We start from the raw sequence: 20065 nt of genomic DNA, 5'->3' as shown, positions 1-20065 counted from the left end.
AGGACCTTCGACAAGCCCTATTTTCCCTGATCAGAAGGCACTTCTGCGTTTCCGGCCCACTCCTTGGACAGCCCTTAACGAAGGGCCGAGGCTAAGCGGGAATTTAGGCGGGAACCTGGCGGGAATCCAGTCGGCAATAACGGCTTCTACCTGGGGAAACGTAGCCGCCGGAGATCGACCAGGTTGGCTATCATCTGTGCTCTCTCACCGAAAACCTCGACGGTCCAGGATCGTCGTCCAGGCGTGCTTGGGTGCCTGGCGCCTGTGAGACTGCTCCGGAAGGCTTGGAGCGGGAGGTTGCACGGCGACGCACCCCGACTGTGGCCGGCAGTCGGCGTGTGGACGAGACCGGCGATGCTGTCGCAGCTGACCTTTTCAGGCTGCGTTGAGCAGGTGCAGGTGCGCATCGAAGGACGTCACGAGGCTGGCCAGAATCGCCTTGCCCTTTGTCGATGTTCCGGCCGAGGGACGTCCGATTACGCCGCTACTCGTGTAGCCGGCCATACCTTCGATCAACAGGTGAGGTCGTGCGTTCGACTGATGATCGGCAGAGTTGAAGCCGTCACGCAGTGCGTCGGGCGCGACCGCTAGCAGGATCGAGACTTCGAGTTCGCCGGCGTGCATGTCCTCATGATCATCCGTCTCGAGATCGGCATCCTGACGTGCCTTCCGCCAGTCATCTCGGTTCGGAAACAGCGTCATAGACCTGGGCGTGGCCGCGTTGGCGGACTGGACCACGTTGCTGAGGAAGTAGTTGCCGCCGTGGCCGCTGATGATTGCTAACTTGTCGATGCCCTGAGCGGTGAGGCTGCCCACCACGTCGTCGATGACCGCGCTGACGGTGCGGTGGCTCAGGCTGATAGTCCCTGGCCAGGCCGCATGTTCGTGTGAGCACGACATGGTGATCGGGGGCAGGACGAGCAGGTTGTACGCGGTCGCGAGTCCTTCGGCTATGGCTGACGCGACGATCGTGTCGGTGGCCAGCGGAAGGTAACGGCCGTGCTGCTCGAAACTGCCGACGGGCAGAATGGCGATCTTGGGCTGGCGGTCTCGGATGTCCGCCGTCGTTGCAAGGGTGATCAAGTCCATGATTCCGATACTGACAGTTGAGTGGCCACGGCTGCGCTGTGCTGCTGGAGGAACTTGGCCACGAGGTCAAGACCACGATGCGGCCTCAGCGCCACAGCGACGGGGAGCAGGGCTTGCACGACGCGGGCTGAGTCTGCCGCCCGCGACACCGTCAGCGCCTGCAGTGCTGCCTCAGCGCTCTTCTCCGGATGCCGTGGTGCGTGGGTTTCTGCGAGGTAGGCGTGCCAGATCCCGAGATCGACCGATCCGGCCGGCTGTTCGTCCGCGAGCACATCCGCTAGCAGCGCCGCTGCCTCCTGGTGATTTCCCAGCAGATAGTGGCAGCGAGCCCGAATCCCATCGATGTACCGCACGTCGCAGTGTCGGGAGATGTGGTCATGAGGAGACGTTGAAGCGGCCTTCACGTTGTGGTGGGCGACCTCCAAAGCCTCCAGCCCGGACTCGTTGCCGGCCAGGGCCAGCCCCTCCGCCAGCCTTGTCAGGCACAGTGCTTGAGTCCGGGTCGGCAGAGGGCCGTATCGCAGCGCTTTGCGCGACAGGGCCACGGCGGAGGCAGGGTCGCCTGCATCGAGCGCTTGCTGGCTTTGCCGCATGAGTACGTACGCCTCCACCACAGCGTCGCCCGCGGTTTCCGCGCGGTGGCGTGCTCGTCGCAGCCAATCGTCGCCGGGAACGCCGTTGTTTGCGCATATCCAGCTCATGAACTCGGACCAGCGCGCATCTGCGACGGCGAGTGGTCCGGCCAGCTCGGAATCCTGCTGACGGAGCGCTTCCAAGCTCTGCATCTGCTTAGCCGCCAACGGCCGGACTGCGTTCCATCCCAGGGTTTCGGCCAGTGACGCGAGGTTGTCCAGCAGGACCAGCCATGGACCACTTACCGGTCCGCCGACAGCGAAGGCCACAAGCGGATCGGCACCTTCTCCGACATCGTTGAATCGTCCGGCAGCCAGCGCATCTGCCGGCAGGGCGAACTGCTCAACGCGCCGTGTGACAATCCCTGAGTCGGCGAACATGGCACGGGAATTGACGAAGCCCAGCTCATCGTCGGTCGCGGCACCAAGAACCCTCCGGAGTGCTGCGCGCCGTTCGTAGCCCGGCCAGGAAACCACGCCTCTCTCGATCTTGCCAATGTCATTGTCGTTCATCGAGTGCAGACGAGGCAGATGCTGGTTCGCCGCGTCGGCGACTGCTTGCCGCGTGAGTTGAAGGCGTGTGCGCGCCACGCGGAACCGTTCATTGCGCTGATGCTCGGTTCGCGCCACCGCCACTCCTTCCCGGTCCGGATGGCGTCGGTCACAGTCGGGAAATGGTCCCAAACACCATGCGAAGCGCACAACCCGCTAAACGGGGCGGCCGGAGGCGAAGCACGGTGCAGCTGCCGTCACCTTACGGATTGCATGAGGCGACGGCAGCGCAATCAGGCGACGCTCGACCGGTCGATGCGACCGGCCACTTCCGAGTTCTGCCTTGAAGGTCTGCTGGGAGGCCGGCTCAAGTACCCCCGGTCTCGTGGACCCGCCCTCGCGGTGGGCGCCGCCTCACGAGCCGAAGATGGCGATGCCCGTGAAGCGGCGGTAGCCGAACTCTCAAACGACGGTCGGCCTGTCGTTGCGATCGACTTCTTCGGAGTTCTGCACGAACGTCTGCTGAGAAACCGGCTCAAGAATCGCGGTTTGATGGAACTGCCGGAGCGAGATCGATCCGCAGCTGGTCATCGTTGAACGGATCTTGGCGAGGGAGACCTTCACAGTATCTGCCAGGGCACCGGAGTAGTTGACGTACCCGTCGACGCCTTCTTCGAAGACCATGTCGCCTTGTCCGTAGCGGGCGGCGTTACGCGCGCGGGAGCTGCCTTCGCCCCAATATTCCTTGAGGACCTGGCCGCCGGCACCGCGGACCTTCGGGGCAGGGCTCTCGTCGAAGCGGGCGAAGTATCGTCCAAGCATGAGGAAGTCCGCGCCGAACGCGAGCGCGATGGCCATGTGGGAGTCGTGGATGATGCCGCCGTCGGAGCACACCGGCACGTACATGCCGGTCTTCTCCGCGTAGGCGTCGCGGGCGGGGACGATCTCGGCGAGGGCGGTCGCCTGGCCGCGGCCGATGCCCTTCTGATCACGGGTGATGCAGATCGATCCGCCGCCGATGCCGACCTTCACGAAGTCGGCGCCGGCCTCGGCGAGGTAGCGGAAACCGCGGGCGTCGACGACGTTGCCTGCCCCGATGCGGACGCTGTCGCCGTACCGTTCGCGGACGAACGCGATGACCCGGTGCTGCCAGACGGAGAAGCCGTCGGAGGAGTCCAGGCAGAGCACGTCGGCACCGGCATCGACCAGTGCTGGGATGCGTTCCTTGAAGTCGCGGGTGTTGACGCCGGCGCCGACACGGAACCGTTTGTCGGCGTCGACGGACTCGTTGCGGAACTGTTCGTGCAGTTCATAGTCGCGGCGCTGCACCAGGGCGGTCAGCTGGCCGGCCGTGTCGACGATGGGAAGCACGTCCTGACGGGAGTCCCAGAGCAGGGAGTTGGCCTGCTCGAGTGAGGTTCCTTGCGGCGCGGTGATGAGGTCAGCGATCGGCAGCATCCGCGACTCGACACTGTCGCTGGGCTGGTGGCGGTGGAAGTTGTAGTCCCGGCTGGTGATCAGGCCGAGGAAGCGGCCTGACGGTGTGCCGTCGTCGGTGACGACGACGACGTCGAGGCCGGTCTCCTTGATTAGCAGGTCGGCCTCGTGGAGCGTGGCCGACGGTTTGATGTTGACGTCGCTGTGCCGGAAGCCGGCTTTGTGACGTTTGACAGTGGCGACCATGGCGGCCTGCTCGTCGATCGGCTGGTTCTGGTGGAGGAAGGACAGGCCGCCGACCTGGGCAAGGGCGATTGCCAGCCGGGGCGACGACACGGCACCCATAATCGCGCTGACCATCGGCGTCGCGATGCGGATCGGTGACTGCTGGCCGACCGGGTGCCGGACCAGAGGCGTGGACAGGTCGACCCGCTCGGGGGTGCAATCTTCGGTGGTGAGATTCGGGAGAAGCAGGTACTCACCGAAGGTGCGGGAGGTCTCGGACAGGATCCGCACTGCTGCACTCCTTGACAGTCGATTTGCTGATATTTGTGCTGGCTGAGCCGGTGATCGGGTGACATTACCAGCCGTAGCCGTTCGGGAAGAATCGCACATATCACCTGGATGGATGACCGTGGTCGGCCGGTGGCGGCTGTGGTGGTTACGTCTGGCTGAGGCGGGCGTAGTCTGCTGCCGCGATCGGCAGGTCGAGAGCCGGATGCATGAGTCCGGTGATGATGTCCCGCCAGAATCGGGACAGCGGGTGACTGGCGTCGACCGCGGCGGTACCCGCGGTGCGGAACAGCATGGTGGTGGTTTGGGCGATGAGGTCGGCGGCGGTGGCGTGGTAGAGGCGGCATCGTAGGGTCGTCTCGTCGTCGAGATCGCCGGTGTCGGCGATGTGAGCGGCGTGGGACAGCATCGCCTCGGCGGCGCCGAGGTAGCCGATCGCCGCTCCGAGTTCCCGGACGGTGCCGTGTTCGGCGCCTCGCCGGGTTCGTCGATGCTGCCGCCAGGTCTCGAGCATGCCCTGCGCGGCGCCAAGCAGCGGGGCGGCGAAGAAGAGGCCGAACACCGCCTCGTGCGGCACCGGCCGACCGGTCGTGTGCTGCCCGTGGATGAGTTGCTCGCGAGTAAATGAGTGGCTCTGCGGGACGAAGGACTGCTCGACCAGCACGGTGTGGGTTCCGGTGGCGCGCATTCCTACTGCGTTCCACGTGTCGTGGATGACGCATGCCTTCTGCGGAACGAGCATGAACCGTGGCTCGTCACCGCTGGTGGTGGACAGTAGGGCCCACTGGCAGTGCGTGATGCCGCTGACGTAGAGCCATCGTCCGTCGAGCATCCAGCCGCCGTCGACGGGTGTGGCGATCCCTGCCGGTCTGAGCGTGGCGGCGATCGTCACGTCGGGTCCGGCGGACCACAGGTCACGTTGCCCTGCGCCTGGCAGGTGGGTCGCCATCCGTGCTGCTGACGTCATCAGGGAGGCGCACCAGCCAGCGGAGGGGTCCGCGCGGCCCAGTTGGATGAGCGGTGCGAGGCTGTCCGCGACCTGGCCGTCCGCTCCGCCGAGACCTTCGGGCACGAAGTGCCTCAGCAGGCCACTCTCGCGGATCCCGTCGACGACTTCCCGAGGCAGGCCGGCGCGTGGAGCCGGCGGTGGTGCCGATGACTCGGACAGGTTGCCGGCGTGGTCACGGTCGTCTTGGCCGGTAAGCGCAGCCGCGGCTGCCGAGGGTTCTGTTGCCGCGGCCACAGCGCGCGTGATGTCGATGCCGGTCACCGCTGACCTCCTGCCGACGTCGCCGCCGGATGCTGAGCCCTCGTCGGTTCGAGGACGACGATCGGGATCACCCGCGAGCTCCGGCTCTGGTAGGAGTCATAGTCCGGCCAGCGAGCGGTCATGATCGCCCAGCAGGTCAGGCGTTCTGCATCGGTTGCGGGGTTGGCCCGGGCTGTGATGATTTGGTCGATCACCTGCATGGTGACGTGCGGGGTCTGCAGGAGATTGAGGTACCAGTCGGGATGGTCGTTCGCTCCGGCATTGGAGGCGACGACCAGGTAGCTGTCGTGGTACCTGCCGTAGATCAAGGGCGTACGGCGCGGTAGGCCGGTGGCTCGGCCTGTGGTGGTCAGCAGCAGGGTGGGGGCGCCTTTCCACAGGTGTCCTTGGTGGCCGCCGGTCGCGGCGTAGGTGCGGGCGTGCTGGGCGATGACCGGGTGGCGGCTGTCGGTGGGTGAGATGCCGGTGGCGGTCATGGTCGGCGCTCCTGTGCTGTCGTGTCGGGCGTGTGCTGGGCTGATGGCGAATGCGGGTCGGGGTGTCAGTTCGGTGACCACACCGTGCGGGCCCAGGCGAAGTAGGCGGCGCTCCAGCGGGCGCGTTCGTCTGCCGGGAGTGCGAGGTGACCGCCGAATCCGGCGCTCCATTCGTTCGCGATGGGCCCGTCCTCGGTCAGCAGCCAGTCGACTTGCAGGCATGCGGCATCGAGGCTTTCCGCGACGCGGACGCTGTCGGCCTCCATACGGAGGGTGGCCGCACCTCCGCTACCAGTGCCGCCTTGGCTGGTACCGGCTTGGTAGGAGCCGGGCGCGGGGCGGCGGTGCTCGCTCACTACGACCTGGCCGGCAACGACGAACACCCGGACGTCTCCGTCGTTGGGCAGGTAGGGCTGCACGATGTACGCCGTGCCCGATTGCGCGGTGAGATCCAGCGCAGCGGCCAATTGTTCACGGGTTTCGGCCTTCAGCACTGCGAAGCCCATGCCCATTTCCCGCGGTTTGAGGATGTAGGGGCCCGCTCCGATCTGCGCGTCGATCAGCGGGAGCGCCGTGCGGGCGTACCGGCCGAACGGGACGGCGACCGTCGTCGCGGCGGGCAGGCCGAGGCTGCGGGCGTGCTGGCTGATGGCCAGCTTGTCGGTCGTCAGGTATTCCGGAGCACCGAAGGCCTGGTTGAGCAGGATCGAATTGCTGGCCTTCACGGTGCGGTGGATCGCGGCCAGGTGACGATGCGCCTGGGGATCGCTGCTGAAGTCGTCGACCTGGAACAGTTGCCGGTCCTGGAGCAGGTCGTTGCCGTGATGCCAGAGCTGCGGCCGGTCACTGCAGCCGGGTATCAACTCGTGGTGCGGGATGGCCCGGTAGCGGAAGCCGGCCCTGTCCGCGTCTTCGGTGGAGGCGGCGACCATCCGCTGTGTGGCCCGCGCGAGGAAGGCGGGGTCGAAGTCGTCAGGCCGGTAGACGACCGTCAGCCAGGGATATTTCATTTCGTTCTCCATGCCAGATCTTCCGCCCGGTGACGGGGGTCAGCAGGGGCCATGCCTGCGCTTGCTGGGCCGTGGACTACCGGCATCCGGCTGCGGCGAAGAGGCCGCATGCCGTCAGCTGTCATTGCTTCCGGGCCTTGACGGGGCGTCGAGGTAGCCGATCAGTTCGGCGGTGACGAGCATGCTTTCGTGATCTCCCGGGATGGTGACGGCGGTAAGTTCACGGCTGTAGGGCTGCCAGGTGGCTACGGCGTCGTCGTGGTCGGGCGTGCCGGTCTGCGGGATGTAGAGGGTCACTCGGCCCACCATGGCGGTGGGTTGCCAGGCCGACATCGCCGCGTGGTCGGTCAACCGCATCACCAGCTGGCTCAGTAACTGCGGGTCGGCTCGGCCGGGCCCGGCCGGCCCGAGCAGGTCCACTAGTGCGGCCGCGCGTTGCTCGACGGGCAGCTGGCCGGTCGTGGCGAGCGCGTCGACGACCGTAGTCCGGCTCTGGTGCGGGCAGGCGTTGTGGATGTGCGAGATCAGGACGGCGTGCGGGTTGCGGGGCCGTTCGGCGCGGGGCGGGTCGAGCAGGATCACCTCGTCGATCCGGTCGCCGTCGCCGTCGGCGTGTGCCTGGCGGGCGATTTCGTATGCTAGGGGCCCGCCTAGGCACCAGCCGCCGATGGCGTACCGGCCGTCGGGTTTGGCCGCCCGGATTAGGGCCAGGTACCGGCTGGCCAGGTCTTGCATCGTCGTGTCGGCGCAGGCCCGGTCGCGGGGGATGCCGTAGCACTCCCAGCCGGGGCCGAGGCCGTGGACGAAGGGCAGATACCAGTCGAGCAGCCCGCCGACCGGGTGGATGAGGAACAGGGTCCGGCGGGCAGGACCGACTGCGGAGCCGGTGAGGGGGATCAGTCGGGCGGCAGCTTCGAGCTCGGCGGTGAACCGGTCCGCGACCTGGGCTGCTCGTGCCGGGTCGAGCACCGTCGGGTCGACGGAGAAGCGGCAGGTGACGGTGCCGTCCGATGCGGGGGCGACGGTGAGGTCGAACGGTGTCGGCAGCACGTTGCTCGCGCCGATCGTGGCACCATCAGGAGCTGCGACGGGCTGCAGGAGCCGATCGGTCGAGTCGGCTGGTTGACCGAGGTAGTTGACCGTTACCTGCGGAAGACCGGCCGCGGCCAGCTGTTGGTACAGCGCCGAGCCCGGGTTGCGGAGCACCGCGTCACCGAACCCGGCGGCGGCGTCCGCAGCGGCGGAGGTCTGCCGGTGGATGCTGGTGGCCACGTCGACGAGCCGGGCCGGCAGCCCGTCGTCAGCGGTGAACAGGGCCGGATGCAGTGAGGTCAACCAGCCGACGGCGTGGTCTGCGCCTCGGGTGCCTGCCACGCCGCGGCCGTGGCCCTCCAGCCACACGTACAGGCCGATGCCGGTGCTCGCCGGCGTGATCGCTCGTTTCAGGGCGGCAAGCAGGACCGCCTGCGCGGTGATGCCGTGCAGGCGTGGCACCTCGAGACGCAGGTACGTGCCGGCCCGGGCCGACAGCTGCCGCGTGAGGTGGACCCGTTCGGCGAGGCTGGCCGTGCCGGGCTGGCCGGTGCCGAGGCGGGGTGTGGCGGCGGCCGCCAGCGCCTCCCAGCGGCGTAGATCCGGCGCCGGATGGGCGATGGCGCTGCTGTCGAGTGACGGTAGGCCGTGTGCAGCGCCGTGCGGCAGCGGGTGCCCGTCGGTGAGTAGCTGGTATGCGTGCTCGATGTCGGCGGTGAGGATCTGCCAGGACACCACGTCGACGATGAGGTGGTGGGCGATCAGGTAGAGCCAGCTCTCCCCGGTGGGATCGTGCGTGATGGCGAACACCGCCAGGCGGCCGTCGCCGATCCGGATCTGCTTGTGCAACTCGCGTAGGGCCACCTCGAGCTGCTCCGCGGTTGGCGTGCCGGGGTCGGGGGGCAGGGTGTGTTCGCGGATCAGGTCGGGTACCACCTGATCGGCCAGGACCACCATCCATGTCTCGCCGGTGCGGGTGAATCGGGTGCGGAAGGCGTCGTGCCGGTCGGCGGCCCAGGCCAGTGCTACCCGGAGGCGGGCCAGGTCGCAGTGGGCGGGGATCCGGAACAGCCGGGCCTGGTGGAAGTGGTCGGGGTCGGCCAGGCCTAGGTTGAAGAACCATTGCTGGATAGGTGTGGTGGCCAGGGTTGTGCCGGCGGGTCGCCGGTCGGTGACCATGACGCTCGCCGATGCGGGGCGGTTGGTGAGCAGGATGTCCAGGGCACGGACGGTGGGCGCCGCGATAAGTTCGGCGACGCTGACGGTGACACCGAGGGCGGTGATCCGGGCCGCGGCCTGGATGGCCTGCAGCGAGTCGCCGCCGGCGGCGAAGAAGTCGTCGTCGATGCCGAGGGCCGGTTGCTTCAGGACGTCGCGCCACACTTGGGCCAGCAGCCACTGCTGGTCGGTCGAGGGGCCGTGTCCTGGCTCCGGATCGCCGACTGCGGGCAGTATGGCCAGCGCCTTGGTGTCGATCTTCCCGGTCGAGGTTCGCGGGAGCTGGTCGGCGACCATGAACACGGCCGGGATCATGTAGGCCGGCAACCGCTGGCCCAGCCAGGAGCGCAGCCGTTCACCGAACCCGGTATGCGAGCCCGGGGTGGCGGCATACGCGATCAGGCGGGCGGCGTCACCGTCACCGTGGACGAGCACGGCTGCGTCGGTAACGTCCGGGTGGGCACGTAGCTGCGTGGTGATTTCACCGAGTTCGATGCGGAAACCGCGGATCTTCACCTGGTCGTCGGTTCGGCCGAGGATCTCGAAACCGGTGTCGGTGAGCCGGGCCCGGTCCCCGGTGAGGTAGAGCCGCTGGCCGGCGAACGGTCCGGCTGCCGGGGTGACGAACCGCTGGCCGGTCAGGTCCGGGCGCCGGTGGTATCCGGCGGCGACGCCGGGCCCGCCGATGACCAGCTCGCCGGCAGCGCCGGCCGGGGCCAGATTGCCGGCCGGGTCGAGAACCGCGACGGTGTAGTTGACCAGCGGCCCGCCCACGGTCACCCGCGACATCCGGTTGGGGCTTGTCGGGTGCAGCCGCTGCGCGGTGCACCAGACGGTGCCTTCGGTCGGTCCGTACTCGTGATCCAACGCGACCGCTGGCAGCAGCTCCGCATGCGTGCGCACGTCCTGCGGTGTGCACGGCTCGCCGCCGACGGCGACGACCTGCAACCGGGGCCGCCAGCTGGCGGGAACCGCGGTCAGCCACTGCCGGTAGAACGAGGCGGTGAAGTTGACGTGCGTGATCCCCGCAGTCTCGATCAGCACGCGCAGTGCGCCGGGGTCGCGGATCTGATCGGTGCTGTCCGGGAAGACGACCGTGCCACCGGACCAGAACGTCCACATCATCATGTGCGGGCCGACGTCGAAGATGGCCGGGAGGGTGATCAGGGTGGTGACCGGCCCGGCGCCGGCACCTGCGTCGTGCAGGAATCGGGTTCGGGCGTGAATGGCGGTGCACGCGTTGCCGTGCGTGGTGACGACGGCCTTCGGAGCGCCGGTCGACCCGGAGGTGTAGACCAGGTAGGCGCCGTCGCCCGGTTCCACCGGTTGTGGTGCGGGCACGGCCGAGGCGGCGAGCGGCGGGAGACCGTCGGCGGTGACAATCGTCCTAGCTCCGACGGCGTCGGGATCCAGAACCGTCTGACCGGTGGTGATGATGATCCGGGCGCCGGCGTCGGTGAGGATCTCGCCGGTGCGGGCAGCGGGCTGGCGGGGGTCCAAGCAGACGTACAGGGCCGCGCTGCGCAGCACGGCGAGGATTGCGGTGATCAGGTCGATACCGGGTGGACAGGCGATAGCGACGACGTCACCGGCATGGACGCCGGCGGCGGCCAGATACGTCTGGAGGACGGCGGCGCGTTCGCCGAGGTCGCGGTAGGTCCACCGGGCGCCGCGGTGGAGCACGGCGACCGCGTCGGGTTGTACGGCTGCGGCTGCGGCGAATCCCGCGTGCAGCGTGTTGTGCGGCAGCGGCTCCTGCCGGCCCCGGCCGGCGGTGAGGATGCGGCAGGTTTCGTCGGCGCCGAGCAGTTCCAGGTGCCGGAGAGCCCGGTCGCTGCTGTCCGGCAGCAGGCCGAGGATCGTGGCGAACCCGGACAGCAGCCGGTCGGCGGTGGCCCGGTCGAACAGGTCGGTGTCGTACTCCCACAGCACCGTCATACCGCCGGTGCCGTCGTGGTCCGGGTCGGGGACACAGACCACGTTGACGTCGCCCTTGGCGGTGGCGTTGTGCTCGATGACGAGCTGCGCCTGCACCGGCCCCAGCTGCATGAGGGGACGGGGCGTGTCGTGAAACGCGAACATGAGGTTGAACAGCGGATTGTGGCCGGGATCGCGCGGCCGGTCCAGGTGGGCCAGCAGGTCGAGCAGCGGAAGTTCCTGGTGGTCCTGCGCACCGAGCAGCATCGTCATCGTGGCGTGCAGCAGATCAGCGACTGAAGCGTCCGGATCGACGTAGACGCGCAGCGGCAGCGCGTTGACGAACATGCCCAGCAGCTCGGCGGTGCCCGGCAGCCGCCGGTTGACCAGGGCCGAGCCGACGACGATGTCGCTGCTGCCGGTGTGCTGCCACACCTGCACCGCGAACGCGGACAGGAACACCGCGAACCGGCTGACACCGTGCCGGGCGGCGAGCTCGTCGACGCGTTGCACGACGACGGCGGGAATGTGCGTGTCGATCCGGTCGCCCCGGAACGACCGGACAGGCGAGCGGGGCCGGTCCGGCGTGAAGGTCGCGCCGTCGGCCGGGCAGTCGTCGAGCTGCTTCTTCCAGTAGTCGGCGTAGGCGGCGAAGTCCGTGGTGGTGCGCCACCGTTCGTACCAGTCGGCGTAGTCGCGGTACTGCACCACCAGCGCCGGCAGATCCGGATTCCGGCCTTCGACGATCGCGGTGTAGGCGTCGCGCAGCTCGGCCAGCAACAGCTGCGCGGACCAGCCGTCGTGGGCGAAGTGATGCTCGACCTGCAGCAGCCGCCACTGGTCGTGGGCGAGCCGGAACAGGTGCCAGCGGACCAGGGGCAACGCGGCGATGTCGAAACCGACGCCGACGGCGGCCTGCATCCGGCTGGCCAGGGCCGCGTCACGGTCCGTCCTCTCGACGCCGGAGAGGTCGACCAGGTCGATGATGGCCGGCCAGGGCGGGTGCACGACCTGGACCGGGCCGGTCGCACTGTCGTGGAAGGTGGTCCGCAGGATCTCGTGCCGCGCCACGATGCTGGTCAGTGCCGCCTGCAACGCGTCGACGTCGACCGGCCCGTGAAGTTGCAAGGAGAACTGGGTGTTGTAGGCGCGGGCGTCCGGCGCCAGCTGGGTCAGCACACAGATCTGTGCCTGCTGCCCGCTCAGCGGATAGCCGCCGCGGGGCTCGCTGCTGCCGGGTTCGATCGTCCGGGCCGCGGGGGTCGCCTTGCGGACGAGGCCGGCGACATCCGTGATCGTGCGGGCGGCGAACAGCGCGCTGATCGGCACGTCGACCCCGTGCTCGGCGGTGATCGCAGCGGCCAGTCTGATCAGCGCCAGTGAGTTGACGGCCAGCTGCGCCAGGGGTGCACTGGCGGCGAGGCGCGGGACGCCGAGGATAGTGGCGGCCCGGGCGGCGAGGCCGCGCAGCAGGACGTCGTCGCCGTCGTCGGCATCCTCCGAGTCGTGCACCGTGCGGACAGGATCGGGTAGCCGGCGGTCGTCGATCTTCCCGGCTGTGGTGCGGGGAAGCTCACCGAGGACGACGTAGGTGGCGGGCACCAGGTACGACGGCAGCCGGCCGCGTAGGAACCGGTCGCAGTCGTCGATGAACGCAGGATCGTCGGCGCCGGCACGGTGCAGGCCCGGGCTCGGGACGAGGTAGGCGATCAGCGCGGCAGCGTCGCCGCCGTCCGACGCCGGACGTGGGGCGACGTGGGCCTGCATGATCGCGGGATGGCCCATCAGGACCGTTTCCACGTGCCCCGGTTCGACCCGGTGCCCGCCAATCTGGATCTGTCGGTCGGCGCGGCCGAGGAACACGAAGGTACCGTCCGGCGCCTGCTCGACCAGGTCTCCGGTGCGGTAGCCGCGCTTCCCGTCGACGGTGATGAACCGCTGCTCGGTGAGCTGGTCACGGTTGAGGTACCCGGTGGCGAGATTCGCGCCGGTGATGACCAGTTCCCCCGACCCGGCCGGCTGGCCGTCGGCGTCCAGGATCAGGTAGCCGGTGTTGCGGACCGGCGTGCCGATGCTCATCGGCGCTCGATGCCTGGTGTCGCTGTCGTAGACCATGGCGTAGCTGGAGCAGACGCACGCTTCCGTCGGCCCGTACTCGTTGACCAGCGACGCCTCGGGCATCACCGCGGCATGCCGGTCGATCAGGGCAGGGCTCCACCGTTCACTGCCGATGCCCACGGCGGTGAGGCTGGCCGGGGGCCGGGCTGCGATCCGTTCGAGGAAGGCGCTGTACAGCGACGCCGGATAGATCAGGTGGGTGGCTTTGTGCCGGTTGATCAGGTCGACGGTGCCGGCGACGTCCGCCAGCGGCGCCGATTCGATGATCAACGTTCCGCCGGTCAGCAGGGTCCAGAACAGCACCCCAGTGGTGAGGTCGAACGCCGGCGAATGCAGCAGCGGCACCCGTCCGGCCCGGCCGTACATGTCGGTGCGGGCAGCGGTCGAGTTCAGCAGAGCCGTGTGCGGCACCACCACCCCTTTCGGGGTGCCGGTGGATCCGGAGGTGTAGATGACGTACGCCGCGGCCGACGACGGCACCCCGGAAACCTCGGCGGCCGGCGCGTCGAGCAGGTCGGGGTAGGCGCACACCCGTGCTTTGGTCCTGGTCCGGATGCGCTCAGCGTGGGCGGCACTGGTCACCACCAGCACCGGCCGAGCTTCCTCGATGACCTGCTGGACGTAGCTGTCGGGGGCCTGCGGATCGAGCGGCAGGTAGGTGGCGCCGGCCGCGAGCACGCCCAGTACCGTCGCGACGAACTCGGCTGACCGGTCGAGGAGCACCGCCACGACCGGGTCGCCCGCGGTGGACAGCCCGGCGCGGATCAGGCCGGCAGCCACGGCGTGGGCGGTGCCGGCCAGGTTGTCGTACGTCCAGGTACGCGAAGCGGTGACGATGGCCGGCTCGGAGGCATACGCCTGGAAGGCGGCATCCTGCGCTTCCGCAACGGTGAGCGCGTCGACGGGGGACGGCAATCGGACGGTCACGACGAGGCTCCAGTGCGAGAGGCGGTTCGAGCGGCGGTGATGCGGGCGTACAACTGCGTCCGGGCGCCCGGGCTGAGCCGGGCGCTGACGTGCCGGTCGAAATGCAGCAGGTAGGCGAGCCGCTCAGCCGGTGGTGTGTCGGGCTGGTCGGCGAACAGCAGGTCGTGCGGGGTCATCGTGCGGACGGCGAACATCGGTTCGGGACTGCGCATTACCGGCAAGGCGCGGTTGTGCACGCTGCCGACCGTGCTGGCCTGGTGGAACTCGCCGAGCATCAGACCTTGCTCAGCGAACTCGTTGCGCAGCAGCCGGTGCCCACCGTCGATGAAGTCGGCGGTGCGATCTGCCGGCAGGTCGGAGAAGAAGCCCAACAGGGTGGTATCTGTTCGGTCCGATTGCTGGGCGAGGTCGTTGAACAGCCGCATCAACAGCCGGCCGGTGAGGACCGCCTGGTCGGCCGTGTAGGCCGGCACGTCGACCGTGGCCAGCCACACCGCGCGGGCGCGCAGCGCCGGCGCCAGCCGGGGGCAGACCGCCCCCGGCCGGCCCAGCTCGGGATGCGGCTGGGTGACGAACTCGTCCAGCCAGCGCAGCGCGGCCGCGTACTGCGGCCACCGGTCGGCCGCCTCGTCGACGTCGGAGGCCCGGATCAAGGACCCGGTGACAACCGACGGCGCCGCGCCCGTGATCTCCGCCCCGGACATCGACATTGCGCTCACCGCTGGGATGCTCCGGCGGCCGCCGGAACCGGTGCGCCGGGCGCGTCCAGCGGCTGGCCCGCCGTGGCGTAGGACTCGAAGCCGTCCGGGCCGACCGGCACCTCACCTCGCGTCGAGGTGCGGTGCATGATCCGCACCGCGTCCTCACCCTGGAGGTGGTCGATGTCGGTGGCGGCCAGGTGCGCGGTGAACCGGTTGTCCCAGATCGCCACCGAGCCGGGCGTCCACGAGAACCGCGTGGTGTACTGCGGCCGGGTGAGTTCCTCGAACAGCAGGTTCAGCAGGTGCCGGCTCTCGACCGGGCTCATGCCCAGGATCCTGGCGGTCCGCGACGGGTTGACGAACAGCGCACGCTCACCGGTCTCCGGATGCACGCGTACCACTGGGTGCACCGCGACGCGCTGGCTGCCGATCTCCTCCATCGCCTGCCGCTCGGCCGGCACCGACGGATCCAGGTTGTGCGCGGCCCAGAAGGTGTGCTCGGCCTGCAGACCGTCGCACATTTTCCGCACCGCCGGCGACAGCCCTTGGTAGGCGGCCACCAGGTTTGTCCAGTGCGTGTCGCCGCCGTACGGGGGAACGCGCTCCGCGCGAAGGATCGCGATCGCCGGCGGGTTTACTACCTGCGACGCGTCGATGTGCCAGCCGCTGAGCGCCGTGTTCCAGTTCTTGCGGAATATCGCCTCGCGGTTCGCGCCCACGAGCTGCTCGTCCACCTGGGGAGAGATCGTCAGGATCTCCGGAAATCCCTCGAGCTCCGGCAGGTTCTGCGTCCGTGGACTGGTGTGCAGCGTGCCGAACTGGCGGCCCAGCGTGACATGCGCGGCGTGGTCCAAGCGTTGATCCCGGAAGAACAACACCTTGTGTGTCAACAGCGCCCGACGCAGGTCAGCGACGGTGGCCTCGTCGAGATCGGCGGCCAAATCCACATCCTCGACATAGGCGCCGATGAACCCAGCTGCCCGTTGCACTTTGAAGCTGGTAACCATTTGACTACTTGCCATGGTTGTTTCTCCTCACCTCGAAAGGCTGTGTCGATCAATACATCGTTAACCTCCACATTCACATCAAACTCTACGAACAGGAACGCCATTTAGGCGGGAATTCTCTGGGCATTTGCGCGGGAACCGAGACGGGAAACATGCCCTGTCGCCTGGAAAAACACGAGCCCTCACAGGGTTCCGCTGCCCGTACGAGTCGAGCCCAACGGGAGCGCCTGGTAGGCAACGAATGCATGGTGAACATGCTGGACGAGAGGTTCACCATTCACAGCGGACGCGCCGAGCTCGCGGCCGTACATCTTGATGCCATCTGCACGGTCTACGACGAGGTGTTCTCCCGGCTGCCGTTCTTCTGGCGCGACGATGAATCCGTATTGCACCGTTAGCGCCTCGATCAGTTACTCACAGATCCCACCTTCGGAATCACTGTGGCTCTCGTGCGCCAAGACTTAATCGGCTTTGCCAACGGGTTCATGCTGCTGGCCATCACCCGGCGCTAGAGCAACGTGATCGGGTCGCTGCCAGAAGAAACCACCCCGGGAATGGCCGGGCAGGATCTTCATGCTCTTCGACTTCGCGGTCCACCCGACGGCACGTGGTCACCGTGTGGGCAAGGCGCTTCATGACCGGCTGCTAGCCAGTCGAGCCGAGCAGCGTGCCACCCTCACCCTCCAGCCGACAGCGACCGACACCAAAGCTATCTATCAGCACTGGGGTTGGCACCAGGTCGGCCAGATGGAAGGCGGTTCCGCAGCGGCGGCACCGATGTTCGACGTTTACCTCCGCGACTCCCTGAACGACCTGCGTAGCCTTGAGGAAAAGCCAGTCACGGCTGCTGAACCTGGGAAATTACCGTGGTGACTCCGCAGTATTGCCAGACGGCAGCCTAATCTGGCGTAGCACGCTCCACGAGTAGCGACCGCGTAAACGCGAAAGCCGAACAAGGTCAATGCTAGTGACAGCAACCTTCACTGGCGGAAGCCTGTGAAGGTGCTCGACGACGTCGAACACGTCTTCAATATCTCGCCGGGCATTAGCATATGCGATAGTTATGTGAGGCTGGCCACTGGCTTGTCTGAAAATTGTGCCAGGCAGAAGCTGCTTTGCCGCAGCCCGGACACCTGTGACGATGGCGTCAATGGGCTCTCGCGGATCGACAAGTAAGCCTAGCGCTCCGGAGGTCCCGGCAAGCCAGCCAGCTTGAACATCAAAGGCGCCGACTGGCGGTTTTGATTCCACGATGTCGGCTATGCCATAAACGGTGTCCAGTGAGATTCCCGAAGCCATTGCGATGCGATCGACCGTAAGGTGAAGACCGCGCCGTGCGACCACGTCATAGGGAAGGCCGACAAGCTGATCACCGCACTGCGTCGCCAGGTCGCAGAGTTCCGAGTTGCTTTCGAACGTTAAGAGCCAGTAGTAACCGAAGCTTGACGAGAGCGCGCTTGGCTTCGACCAGTGGTCGGAGGTGCTGCCGCAGGAGCGAAAGCGCATCAACGCATCAGTGGGATCGAACGGCGGGCGAGGCGAGTCACGCATCGAATCGCTCCATCTGCATGATTAGCTCGTGGAATTCTTCTGCGCTCCTCAGCGGACCCCACGCCTTCGAAGTCTCATCTCGAAATCCAACGCGCAAAGGCGAACTGAGGAAATCGGCCTGCCCGTCGATATAGCAAGACCGTCTCGGGCGATCGTCATAGGTGTGACCCTTGGCGCTGTGTTCCTTGAGGCCGACGGCTACGTGGATGTGGGGCGCGATCCGATCTGTAGCTTCGTCCCAGGCCAGAGTTCCGCAGCCGACACAACGAGGTCGGCGGTGGCGAAGCCCGCGATGAACATGGGGATATAGCCCTGCCGGAGGCCGTGCTCGGTGTAAACCTCGTTGAGGGAAGAGTAGAAGTCGTCGCGGTGGTCGAAGACCGCGACGGTGGTCCGTCCGGCAGTGGTCTGCCAGCTACGTGTCATCGTGTCATCTTTTCGGGGAAAGGAGTGGCTGCGCCGTTCAACGGTGGCGTGCCATCTGCCTGACTCAAGGCGGTGAAGGCGGCCAGTGCCTCAGCGTGGCTGCTGGTGGAGGCGAGTGTCAGCTGGAGCAGCAGACGCGCTTTGTACGCGTCAAGGATGCCGGCGGGGATGAGGCCGCGGTCGAGCAGGTCTCGCTCGGACCCGGGGAATCCGTAGGTGGTGCTAGCTGTGAAGCCGGCGCCGGTGCGGGAGGCGAGGACGACCGGGATGCGGTGTGCGGCGGCCTCCAGGTGGGTGACCCAAATGTCGGGGACGTGGCCGACGCCGAAGCCGGCGATGACAAGGCCGTCGAGTTCTCTGGCAAGGATGGGAAGCAGGGCGCCGTCGTCGCCGAGTGCCGCAGTATGGATCCCGACCCGTGGTAGCGGGCGCTCGATCAGCTGGTGGCTGAGCTTGGCGCGGTCGGAAGGTCGGTTGAGGATGCGGGCCTGTCCTTCGACGACGTAGCCGAGAGTGCCGCCGGTGGGCGAGACGAAAGCTGCGGTGCTCATGCTGTGTCGTTTGCGGACCCGTGCGGCGGCGTGGATTTCGTCGGCAAGTACGACGACGCAGCCGAGTTCGCGGGCTCGCGGAGACGCCGCGACCGTGACTGCAGCGAGCAGGTTGGCCGGTCCGTCAGCGCCGGCGAGGGTGGGGTTGCGCATGGCGCCGGTGACCACGATCGGTTGGGCGCCGGTGTGGAGTAGGTCGAGGAGGTAGGCCGTTTCTTCGATGGTGTCGGTCCCCTGGGTGATGACCGCCCCGGCGACACCGTCTGCGAAGTGCTGGGTGAGCGTCTCGGCGAGTTGAAGGATGTCCTCACCGGTCAGTGATGCGCCCGGCCGGTTGAGCAGGGACAAGGTGTTAACCTCGATGCCGGTGTCGGCGAGCCCGGGCACGGCATCGACGAGATCACGGGCCGACAGGGTGGGCGTGACACCACCACCTGCGGTTTGCGTCATGGCGATGGTGCCGCCAAGCCCGAGGACCACGACTCGCGGGCGCGGGGAGGGTGTGACGGGTTCGGGCAACTTGGTCGATCCTTCCGGGCGGTCACTGCGTGGGTAGCCTAAACCTGGTCGCGCCGCAAAAGGATGCTGAACGGCAGGGACGGTGGACGTGCTGTTGCAGGGCGGTAACAATGCTGCGGTGTGTGGAATCATGGTCCGGTGAAGGCACTGGAACCCGGCCTGGTGATCTGGGACATCGACGGCACGCTCATCCCGGCAGACCTTCGCTGGCTGCGTAGGGCGATCGCGAGGACGTACGGACTCGGGGAGACAAGCGTTAGATTCCCAGAAAAGAAAGTCCATGGGTACACAGACGAGTCTATTGTTATAGATGCGGCGATTGCCTCCGGCGTTTCGCCCGCCGACGTCGAGGCTCAGATTGGCTACTTCGCTAGCAACCTCGAAGCCGTGATGGACGAGGGGCGTCTAGAGTTGCGGGCTATTCAGCCGCCGTATCCTGGTGCGATCGCGAGCACTACCGAGATGCATCAAGCGGGATTCGTGCAAACGGTACTGACGGGTAATCTCCGGCCGGCGGCCGAGGTTAAGCTGAGCGAACTCGGGCTGAATGCCCATTTGGACCTCCGGATCGGCGGTTACGGCTCGGACGATCGAGACCGATTCCAGCTCCCGGACGTGGTGAAGCGGCGATTCGGCCATTTTTATAATCGTGAGCTTGACCCGCAAAAAACTGTTGTAATTGGCGATGCGCCAAATGACATTGCATGCGCCCGGCACGCCGGATTTCACGTGATCGTGGTAACTCACCGTGCAACCCGGGCGGAGCTGGAGCAACATGCGCCAGACGTAATTTTAGAATCCCTAGACCCTTCGAAGGTCATTCCTGCGGTCAAGGAAGTTATTATTGGTTAGGGCTTGCCGCATAGCCTAGGCCGTTTTCATGCGGGCATCGAGTTGCCGGACGGAACGTTCACCGTTCCACGCCTCAAGGCGTCTCCGGGCTTGGCGAGCACGGTGAATTCCTCGGAGGTTGCCGACTGCAATCAATCGGTCATAGGTGGCACCCAGAAGTGAGCAGCACTCCTCCATCTCACCAGTTTCGGCGTATGAGCTAGCAAGATCGACCTGGGCCGCGAGCATGACGTTAGCCTCGGTCTTTCACTTGAGCGTCGGCTCATAGCTTCTGGTCAATGAATCTGATTCGCGTGTCTCTCGCTGTTTTGAGGGCATGCTGAATGC

General features: G+C 67.0%; 15 protein-coding genes. 3 read left to right on the top strand and 12 right to left on the bottom strand.

Annotated features, from left to right (window positions below; all coding sequences use genetic code 11):
• Positions 1-375: 375 nt before the first annotated feature.
• The 9 genes from ACH442_RS47065 to ACH442_RS47025 all read right to left on the bottom strand — a co-directional run bounded on the left by ACH442_RS47065 (position 376) and on the right by ACH442_RS47025 (position 15821).
• Entirely contained in the window at positions 376-1089 is a 714-nt protein-coding gene (locus tag ACH442_RS47065) for a creatininase family protein (RefSeq protein ID WP_396344741.1), read from the bottom strand.
• Entirely contained in the window at positions 1080-2351 is a 1272-nt protein-coding gene (locus ACH442_RS47060; RefSeq protein ID WP_396344740.1) for a hypothetical protein, read from the bottom strand. Before ACH442_RS47060 ends, ACH442_RS47065 begins: the two co-directional genes overlap by 10 nt.
• A gap of 324 nt (positions 2352-2675) precedes the next feature.
• The gene (locus ACH442_RS47055) at positions 2676-4166 is read right to left on the bottom strand and encodes an IMP dehydrogenase (RefSeq protein WP_396344739.1); all 1491 of its coding nucleotides are present in this window, start codon (positions 4164-4166) and stop codon (positions 2676-2678) included.
• 145 nt (positions 4167-4311) lie between these two features.
• Positions 4312-5112, bottom strand: coding sequence for a hypothetical protein (locus tag ACH442_RS47050; RefSeq protein ID WP_396344738.1), 801 nt, complete (start codon positions 5110-5112; stop codon positions 4312-4314).
• Positions 5113-5429: 317 nt separating this feature from the next.
• On the bottom strand, positions 5430-5909 hold the full coding sequence (locus ACH442_RS47045; protein ID WP_396344737.1) for a nitroreductase family deazaflavin-dependent oxidoreductase: 480 nt from the start codon (positions 5907-5909) through the stop codon (positions 5430-5432).
• 65 nt (positions 5910-5974) lie between these two features.
• Positions 5975-6919, bottom strand: coding sequence for a hypothetical protein (locus ACH442_RS47040; protein ID WP_396344736.1), 945 nt, complete (start codon positions 6917-6919; stop codon positions 5975-5977).
• Positions 6920-7033: 114 nt separating this feature from the next.
• Complete coding sequence (locus ACH442_RS47035) at positions 7034-14131, bottom strand: amino acid adenylation domain-containing protein (RefSeq protein ID WP_396344735.1); 7098 nt, start codon at positions 14129-14131, stop codon at positions 7034-7036.
• Positions 14128-14841, bottom strand: a complete 714-nt coding sequence (locus ACH442_RS47030; RefSeq protein ID WP_396344742.1) for a DUF6875 domain-containing protein — start codon at positions 14839-14841, stop codon at positions 14128-14130. The genes ACH442_RS47035 and ACH442_RS47030 overlap by 4 nt, the downstream gene beginning before the upstream one ends.
• A 5-nt stretch (positions 14842-14846) precedes the next feature.
• Entirely contained in the window at positions 14847-15821 is a 975-nt protein-coding gene (locus tag ACH442_RS47025; RefSeq protein WP_396344734.1) for a TauD/TfdA dioxygenase family protein, read from the bottom strand.
• Between the two features lie 263 nt (positions 15822-16084).
• Here ACH442_RS47025 and ACH442_RS47020 point away from each other — a divergent pair, with 263 nt between their 5' ends.
• Together ACH442_RS47020 and ACH442_RS47015 are read left to right on the top strand one after the other, a co-directional pair.
• Positions 16085-16237: a hypothetical protein gene (locus tag ACH442_RS47020; RefSeq protein ID WP_396344733.1), complete on the top strand. Its 153-nt coding sequence runs from the start codon at positions 16085-16087 to the stop codon at positions 16235-16237.
• A gap of 175 nt (positions 16238-16412) precedes the next feature.
• Positions 16413-16712: a GNAT family N-acetyltransferase gene (locus tag ACH442_RS47015; protein WP_396344732.1), complete on the top strand. Its 300-nt coding sequence runs from the start codon at positions 16413-16415 to the stop codon at positions 16710-16712.
• On the opposite strand, the gene ACH442_RS47010 is transcribed toward ACH442_RS47015, so the two are convergent.
• From ACH442_RS47010 to ACH442_RS47000, 3 genes are all read right to left on the bottom strand, one after another.
• Entirely contained in the window at positions 16701-17390 is a 690-nt protein-coding gene (locus ACH442_RS47010; RefSeq protein ID WP_396344731.1) for a 2'-5' RNA ligase family protein, read from the bottom strand. The genes ACH442_RS47015 and ACH442_RS47010 overlap by 12 nt on opposite strands.
• Before the next feature lie 198 nt (positions 17391-17588).
• Positions 17589-17816 (bottom strand): hypothetical protein, encoded by a 228-nt coding sequence (locus ACH442_RS47005; protein ID WP_396344730.1) that lies wholly within the window; start codon positions 17814-17816, stop codon positions 17589-17591.
• Positions 17813-18886, bottom strand: a complete 1074-nt coding sequence (locus tag ACH442_RS47000) for an asparaginase (protein ID WP_396344729.1) — start codon at positions 18884-18886, stop codon at positions 17813-17815. The genes ACH442_RS47005 and ACH442_RS47000 overlap by 4 nt, the downstream gene beginning before the upstream one ends.
• A 138-nt stretch (positions 18887-19024) precedes the next feature.
• Between ACH442_RS47000 and ACH442_RS46995 the strand changes: the two genes are divergently transcribed.
• Positions 19025-19738, top strand: coding sequence for an HAD family hydrolase (locus ACH442_RS46995; RefSeq protein WP_396344728.1), 714 nt, complete (start codon positions 19025-19027; stop codon positions 19736-19738).
• The last annotated feature ends 327 nt before the right edge of the window (positions 19739-20065 follow it).

Origin of the sequence: Actinoplanes sp. NPDC020271, assembly GCF_044388125.1 — a bacterium.
Classification (GTDB): Bacteria; Actinomycetota; Actinomycetes; order Mycobacteriales; family Micromonosporaceae; genus Actinoplanes.
The sequence above is the reverse complement of the archived record's forward strand: the minus strand, read 5'-3'. Positions and strand labels throughout refer to the sequence as shown.